Genomic DNA, 7269 nt, shown 5'->3' on the forward strand with positions numbered 1-7269 from the left:
AAGGCTCACCGGTAGAGGGCCGGGGAGCGACATATAAGGAAAGCTTTATATGTCCTTCTAGCGCTGGCGGCGGCGCAGGGCAACTGCGGTTGCGAGCATGATCGCGGCAACGATCGCGGCCATCGCATTCCCGACGCGCGAGAACAGCGTCGGGGGGAGAGCGGACGGCATCGGCTGCTCGATCGCGCCCGCGGTCTCGTGCGGGATGGTCGCGACGAGGTGGCCATCGGCGGCGATGATCGCCGAAATGCCCGTCGGGGTGGCGCGCAGGATGGGCAGCCCTTCCTCGATCGCGCGCATCCGCGCCTGGGCGAGGTGCTGCGGCGGGCCCCATTTGCCGAACCACGCGTCGTTGGACGGGTTGAACAGGATGCGCGGGCGGTGCGCGCGGTCGACGACCTCGCCCGAGAAGATGATCTCGTAGCAGACCTGCATCCCGATCGCGCCGAAGCCGGGCAGCGTCAGGTTCGCCGGGCCCTTGCCCGAGGTGAAGTCGATGTCGCCGGGGACGAGCCGCGCGAGCCCGAGTGGCTTCAGCAGCCACGGCATCGGGAGGTATTCGCCATACGGCACGAGATGCGCCTTGTCGTACCGCCCGCGCAACCGCGCCTGCGCGTCGAGCGCGAACACCGAATTAGCGGCACCGGATATCTGATCCTTGGCGTTGAATTCCAGCGCGGTGCCGCCGATCAGCAATATGTCCTGCGGCCCCAGCAGCCGCGCCATGCGGCGGCGCAGGTAGAGCGGGCTCGACCAGCCATAGGCATAGAAGGGATACCCGTCCTCGACATAGTCGCGCACGACCCCCTCGGGCCAGACGACGAGGCGCGGCGGCGCGCCGGTCCCGCGATCATCGGCGCCGGAGAGCTTTTCGAGCGCGGAGAGGACGCGTTCGCCATCGGTTTCGCTGCGGTCCTCCTGGCCGATGTCGGGCTGGACCACGCGCACCAGCGGCGTGCCGGGGGCCGGCGGTGGCGCATCGGTCCACAGCGCGGACAGCGCCGCGAGGGCCAGCACGGGTAGCACGATCGCGGGCAGCATCCAGCGGCGCAGCGCGAGCATCGCCAGCGCCCCCGCCGCCAGCACGGTCACGCCCGACAGCGCATAGGTGCCGATCCACGCCGACAGCCGCGCGACGCCGATCGCGGGCAGCCAGACGATGCTCAGGGGATCCCAGGCATAGCCGGTGAACAGCGTCGCGCGCAGCCATTCGGTGGCGATCCACGCGGCGGCGAAGACCAGCACATAGGTCGCGTCCGGCGTGCCGGGTCGCCGCGCGATCCGCCATGCCAGCGCGCCCGCCAGCATCGGGAAAAGCGCGAGGTACAGAGCGAGCCCGACCGCGGCGAAATAGCCGAGCACCGGCGGCATCGCGTCCTGAAAGTCGAACGCGTGCTGGAACCAGTTGTTGTTGACGGTGAAATGCCCGAGCCCGAACAGCCAGCCGCGCCAGAGCGCGCCCCGCAACGTCGCCGCGCGGTGGACGAGCATCATCCACACCGCGAACGCGACCAGCGTCAGCGGCCAGAGGTCGAGCGGAGCGAACCCCGTCGCGGCGAGCGCGCCAAGGAGGATGCAGGCGAGGGCGGGGTAGGCGGGGGCGGAAAAACGGGTCACGCGGGCGCTATGACGTGGCGGGGGGGAGCGGGCAATATCTTAGCCGGGATCGGACGATCGCCCGCCACCTTGCACCACCCCGGCGGAGGCCGGGGCCCAATCGGAGAGGTCGCAGTAACGAAGCGCAGCCCGGAGTTTGCGCCGCTCCCCAATTGGGCCCCGGCCTCCGCCGGGGTGGTATGAAGGGGACGCGGTTATCCGCCTAAAGCCTGCCTCCCCGCGAAAGGCGCATTACCGCAAAAGCGTGACGAACCCGCGTTCCCGACCTATCGTCGCCCTCATGACCCTGCGCCCCTTCCACCTCGCCTTCCCGGTCCACGACCTCGACGCGGCCCGCACCTTCTACGGCCGCACGCTCGGCTGTCCGGAAGGGCGCTCGAGCGACCACTGGATCGACTTCGACCTGTTCGGCCACCAGATCGTCGCGCATCTCGATCCTGCCGCCAAGCCTGTCGCGGTCGCCAACGCGGTCGATGGCCATGCCGTCCCCGTGCCGCATTTCGGCGTCGTCCTGACGATGGACGACTGGACCGCGTTGTCCGAACGCGTCACCGCCGCCGGCGTCTCGTTCGGGATCGCGCCCTATATCCGCTTCAAGGGCCAGCCCGGCGAGCAGGCGACGATGTTCTTTTGCGACCCCTCGGGCAACGCGCTCGAGTTCAAGGCGTTCGCCCACGACGACATGCTCTTCGCCAGTTAAGGATCAGAATTATGGCCACGCCCGTCACCGTCGACATCCCCCACACGCTCGGCAAGGCCGCAGTCCGCGCCCGGCTCGATGGCGGAATCGACAAGATCAGCGCGAGCATCCCCGGCGGCTCGGTGACCGATCACCGCTGGGAGGGCGACACGCTGCATTTCACCGCCAAGGCGATGGGCCAGACGATCGCCAGCGCGGTCACGGTCTATGAAACCAACGTCCATGCGGTGGTCGACCTGCCCGGGATCCTCGGGCTCTTCGCCAGCAAGATCCAGGAGTATATCGGCAAGGAAGCGCCCAAGCTCCTGCGCTGAGCTCAGGCCGAGGGCGCGCGTCCGTAGAGATCGAACGCCGCCTTCGCCCCGGCGATCGCTGCCGCGATCCACGCGTCGTCGGCAGATTGCGCATCGATGGCCGCGAGCAATTCGCGCCACTCGCCGGGCAGGTGCTTTGCACCGAGATAGGCCGACGGCATCCCCGCCGGGACGGTGCGCGACAGCATGATGCCGCCCAGCCGCGAGCCCTCGACCACATACATCGCGCCCCATCCGGCGGCGGCGCTGCGCAGGGGATCGAACGTCATCGGCGCGGGCATCGCCTCGCCGAGCGCCGTCAGATCGGCCGCGAGCAGGTCCGCCCGATCCCGAAACGCGGGCAGGCCCGAAATGCGCCGCAGCCACGCCTCGACCGCTGGCAGCGCCCTGGCATGCGCGATCAGGAACGCGCGATACTCGCGCGGATCGGTCAGGTCGTACCGCCCGAACCCCGCATCGACCGCATCGTGATCGCTCGCCGTCGCCGCCCGCAGCCGGGCGACATTGGTGCCCGACCTGGTCAACAGCACCGCCCCCCGCCCTTGCTCCCGTACCGCGCCTCCTGCCGATCGCGGAAGAACGTAAGTTCGTCCATCGGCGCGTGATCGGGGTGCCGCTCCGCCATGTGCTGGCGGTAGGCGGCATAAGACGGCACGCCGACCATCAGCAGCGCAGTCTCACGCGCCTTGGCATAGAAGGCGCGGATCATTTCGCGGCCACCAGCTGTGGCGGCACTTCGGTCACCGTCGGCCGGTCGATCTTCAGCGCCGCGAGGCAGGTGCGGATCCCGAAGACCACGATCGACAGCACCACCGCCAGGAACAGCGCGCACAGCCCCGCGTCGATCCGGTCGTTGAAGATGATCCGCTGCATCTCCGCCATCGTCTTGGCGGGCGCGAGCAGCTCGCGGCGCGCCGCCGCGTCGGAGAACTTGGCCGCATGCGCGAGGAAGCCGACCTTCGGATCGCTCGCGAACAGCTTCATCAGCCCGGCGGTGATCGTGCACAGGCACAGCCACGCGGCGGGCAGGATCGTCACCCACGCGTAACGCTGGCGCTTCATCCGGAACAGCACGACCGTCGCCAGCACCAGCGCGACCGCGGCGAGCATCTGGTTCGAGATCCCGAACAGCGGCCACAGCGTGTTCACCCCGCCGAGCGGATCGGTGACGCCCTGGTACAGGAAGAAACCCCAGGCGGTGACGCACAGCGCGGTCGCGATCAGCCCCGGCACGATCGCCGATGCATTGCGGAACGATGGCACCGCAAGGCCGATCAGGTCCTGCAGCATGAATCGCCCCGCGCGCGTGCCGGCATCGACCGCGGTCAGGATGAACAGCGCCTCGAACAGGATCGCGAAGTGATACCAGAACGCTTTCATCGCCTGCCCGCCGACCAGGTGGCTGAAGATCTCCGACATCGCCACCGCGAGCGTCGGTGCGCCGCCCGTCCGCGAGACGATCGTCGTTTCACCGACGTCCTTGGCGGTCTGCGCGAGCAGCTCGGGCGTGATCGGGAAGCCCATCGCGGTGACCGCGCTCGCCGCCGAGGCGAAGTCGGTGCCGACCACCGCCGCCGGGCTGTTCATCGCGAAATAGACACCGGGATCGAGGATCGACGCGCCGACCAGCGCCATGATCGCGACGAAGCTTTCCATCAGCATCGCGCCATAGCCGATGAACTGCGCGTCGCCTTCGCTGGCGATCAGTTTCGGCGTGGTGCCGCTGGCGATCAGCGCGTGGAAGCCCGAGACGGCGCCGCACGCGATCGTGATGAACAGGAACGGGAACAGCCCGCCCGACCAGACCGGGCCGCTGCCGTCGATGAACGGGGTGAGCGCGGGCATCCGCAGCGGCGGCGCGACGACCGCGATGCCGATCGCCAGCGCGACGATCGCGCCGATCTTGAGGAAGGTCGAAAGATAATCGCGCGGCGCCAGCAGCAGCCACACCGGCAGCACGGAGGCGACCGCGCCATAGCCGACCATCAGCACGCACAGCTGCACCGGCGTCAGCGTGAACAGCGGCGCGAGCGTCGGCGAGGCGGCGACGGTGCCGCCATAGACGATCGCGGCGAGCAGCCCGATGACGCCGAGCACGGAGACTTCGCCGACCTTCCCCGGCCGGATCCAGCGCGTGTAGATCCCCATCAGGAACGCCAGCGGGATCGTCGCGGCCACCGTGAACAGCCCCCACGGGCTGCCCGCGAGCGCGCGGACCACGATCAGCGCGAGCACGGCGAGGATGATGACCATGATCGCGAACGCGCCGACCAGCGCGATCACGCCGGGGATCGCGCCCATCTCCATGCGGATCAGCTCACCGAGCGATCGCCCGTCGCGGCGCATCGAGATGAACAGGATCATGAAATCCTGCACCGCACCCGCCAGCACGACGCCGGCGAGGATCCAGAGCGTCCCCGGGAGATAGCCCATCTGCGCGGCAAGCACGGGTCCCACGAGCGGCCCTGCGCCGGCGATGGCGGCGAAATGGTGGCCGAACAGGACGTTGCGGTCGGTCGCGACATAGTCGAGCCCGTCGGCACGGCGAAGCGCCGGGGTCTTGCGCGACGGATCGAGCTGCATGACGTGCCGCGCGATGTAGCGCGCGTAGAAACGGTAGGCGATCAGCTGCACCGAGACCGCGGCGGTGACGATCCACAACGCGTTGACAGGCTCGCCACGTTGGAATGCGACCACGGCCAACGCGCAGGCGCCGAGCAAGGCAAGCGCGCCCCAACCGATCTTCTCGCGTAGTGTCATTGCGTTCGCTCTCCCGTGCGGTCCGTCCGTGCGACATCGCGTATTCGGCGACCGAGCGCTAGCCCCGATCCCTTGCGTGGCATCGCTCTTGCCCGCGCGAGAAGGCGGGTCGGAAAATCCCTGTCCTACAACGAACCTATATGGTTCTCTGTGCGCCCAACAGCGCGGGATCATGCTCATGACAATCGACTTCCTCATCGACGCCGTCATCGACCGCGAAGGCGGCTACGCCGACCACGCCGCAGACCGCGGCGGCCCCACCTGCTACGGCATCACGCAGGTCGTCGCCCGCGCCAACGGCTATGTCGGAGCCATGCGCGCCTTTCCCCGCGCGCAGGCCGAAGCGATCTATCGACGTCTCTACTGGACCCGCCCCGGCTTCGACCAGATCGCCGCGCGCGCGCCCAGGATCGCCGAGGAACTCTTCGATACCGGCGTCAACATGGGGCCGGCGGTCGCCGCCACCTTCCTCCAGCGCGCGCTCAACGCGCTCAACCGCGGCGCCACCGACTATCCCGACATGATCCTCGACGGTCGCATCGGCCCAGCGACACGCACCGCGCTCGACGCGTTCCTCGCGCGTCGCAAACCCGGCGGCGAAACCGTGCTGCTGAAGGCGATCGAGGCGCTGCAGGGCGAACGCTATGTCGCGCTCGCCGAGACGCGTCCCGCCAACGAGGCCTTCCTCTATGGCTGGCTCGCCAACCGTATTTGACCTGGGCGGAGACGCGCGCAGCGTGTGAACTTTGTGAACTTCACTTTTGCCGGAGACGCCCGATGACCCCGCAACCCCTTGATCCAGCACAAGATCCCTGGATCACCCGCGCCCGCCCGACCTTTCTCTACGTGATGTACACGCTGCTGCTCGGCGCGATCCCGGCCGGCCTGATCGCCGCGGTCCGCCCGCAGACCGCGCAGGCGATCGCCGCGGGCATGGCGGCCTATCTCAACGCGATCCCCGAACCGCTCTACGCGCTCTTCGGCACGGGCTATCTCGGCTACACGCTGGCGCGCGAATGGGGGAAGGGGCGCTAACCCCGCCTCCCGCCCCGCGTAATTCCCGCGCAGGCGGGAACCCATACTGGCTGACCTCGGCGGCGACGCGACATGGTCGCCAGTCTGGATCCCCGCCTGCGCGGGAATGACGAAGGATGAGGCGGGGGAAGAGACGGGCCGGGGCGTTGCACCCCCGAAACCGCACCCTACATCGCTGGCATGAGCAACGACCCCCACGCCATGCCGACCTGGCACGGCACCACCATCCTCTCGGTCCGCCGCGGCGGCAAGGTCGTCGTGATCGGCGATGGCCAGGTCTCGATGGGCCAGACCGTCATGAAACCCAATGCGCGCAAAGTCCGCCGGCTCGGCGACGGCTCGGTCATCGGCGGGTTCGCCGGCGCGACCGCGGACGCCTTCACGTTGTTCGAACGCCTCGAACGCAAGCTGGAGGCGCATCAGGGCCAGCTCCTGCGCGCCGCGGTCGAGCTCGCCAAGGACTGGCGCACCGACAAGTTCCTGCGCAACCTCGAGGCGATGATGATCGTCGCCGACAAGGACGTGACGCTGATCCTGACGGGCAATGGCGACGTGCTCGAACCCGAAAACGGCGTCGCCGCGATCGGCTCGGGCGGCAACTACGCGCTCGCCGCCGCCCGCGCGCTGGTCGAGTACGAGACCGACGCGGAAGTCCTGTGCCGCAAGGCGATGCACATCGCGTCCGAACTCTGCGTCTACACCAACGACCGCCTCACGGTGGAAACGATGGACTCGACCTCGTAATTCCCCTCCCGCTTGCGGGAGGGGTCAGGGGAGGGGCCGACATACACCCCACCCACGCCTTCCGTTGCGGCCACCCCCCCCCCCCCCCCCCCCCCCCCC

The 7269-nt window shown here is 68.9% G+C and carries 8 protein-coding genes and 1 pseudogene; 5 read left to right on the forward strand and 4 right to left on the reverse strand.

Going from position 1 to position 7269, the window contains the following annotated elements; genetic code table 11:
* Positions 1-57 precede the first annotated feature (57 nt).
* Positions 58-1617, reverse strand: a complete 1560-nt coding sequence (gene lnt, locus ASE88_RS10545; RefSeq protein WP_056477993.1) for an apolipoprotein N-acyltransferase — start codon at positions 1615-1617, stop codon at positions 58-60.
* A gap of 280 nt (positions 1618-1897) precedes the next feature.
* Here lnt and ASE88_RS10550 point away from each other — a divergent pair, with 280 nt between their 5' ends.
* Both ASE88_RS10550 and ASE88_RS10555 read left to right on the forward strand, forming a co-directional pair.
* Positions 1898-2317 (forward strand): VOC family protein, encoded by a 420-nt coding sequence (locus tag ASE88_RS10550; RefSeq protein ID WP_056477995.1) that lies wholly within the window; start codon positions 1898-1900, stop codon positions 2315-2317.
* 11 nt (positions 2318-2328) lie between these two features.
* Positions 2329-2631: a polyhydroxyalkanoic acid system family protein gene (locus ASE88_RS10555; RefSeq protein ID WP_055873460.1), complete on the forward strand. Its 303-nt coding sequence runs from the start codon at positions 2329-2331 to the stop codon at positions 2629-2631.
* A 2-nt stretch (positions 2632-2633) separates the two neighbouring features.
* Here the strand turns inward: ASE88_RS10555 and ASE88_RS10560 are convergent, their stop codons facing one another.
* The 3 genes from ASE88_RS10560 to ASE88_RS10570 are packed head-to-tail and all read right to left on the reverse strand — an operon-like array spanning position 2634 to position 5391.
* A complete protein-coding gene (locus ASE88_RS10560) occupies positions 2634-3161 on the reverse strand; it encodes a biliverdin-producing heme oxygenase (RefSeq protein ID WP_235525557.1) in 528 nt (175 codons plus the stop codon).
* Positions 3152-3340, reverse strand: a complete 189-nt coding sequence (locus tag ASE88_RS10565; RefSeq protein WP_056477997.1) for a YbdD/YjiX family protein — start codon at positions 3338-3340, stop codon at positions 3152-3154. Before ASE88_RS10565 ends, ASE88_RS10560 begins: the two co-directional genes overlap by 10 nt.
* Positions 3337-5391 (reverse strand): carbon starvation CstA family protein, encoded by a 2055-nt coding sequence (locus tag ASE88_RS10570; protein WP_056477999.1) that lies wholly within the window; start codon positions 5389-5391, stop codon positions 3337-3339. Before ASE88_RS10570 ends, ASE88_RS10565 begins: the two co-directional genes overlap by 4 nt.
* Before the next feature lie 178 nt (positions 5392-5569).
* Here ASE88_RS10570 and ASE88_RS10575 point away from each other — a divergent pair, with 178 nt between their 5' ends.
* The 3 genes and pseudogenes from ASE88_RS10575 to hslV all read left to right on the forward strand — a co-directional run bounded on the left by ASE88_RS10575 (position 5570) and on the right by hslV (position 7170).
* Positions 5570-6106: a glycoside hydrolase family 108 protein gene (locus ASE88_RS10575; protein ID WP_056479373.1), complete on the forward strand. Its 537-nt coding sequence runs from the start codon at positions 5570-5572 to the stop codon at positions 6104-6106.
* A gap of 92 nt (positions 6107-6198) precedes the next feature.
* Positions 6199-6426, forward strand: a pseudogene (locus tag ASE88_RS10580) (3TM-type holin); the annotation flags it as partial.
* Between the two features lie 201 nt (positions 6427-6627).
* Positions 6628-7170 carry an ATP-dependent protease subunit HslV gene (gene hslV / locus ASE88_RS10585; protein WP_055875241.1) on the forward strand — a complete coding sequence of 181 codons (543 nt, stop codon included), beginning with the start codon at positions 6628-6630 and terminating at the stop codon, positions 7168-7170.
* Positions 7171-7269: the final 99 nt, after the last annotated feature.

It is taken from the genome of Sphingomonas sp. Leaf38, assembly GCF_001421825.1.
Lineage (GTDB): Bacteria > Pseudomonadota > Alphaproteobacteria > Sphingomonadales > Sphingomonadaceae > Sphingomonas.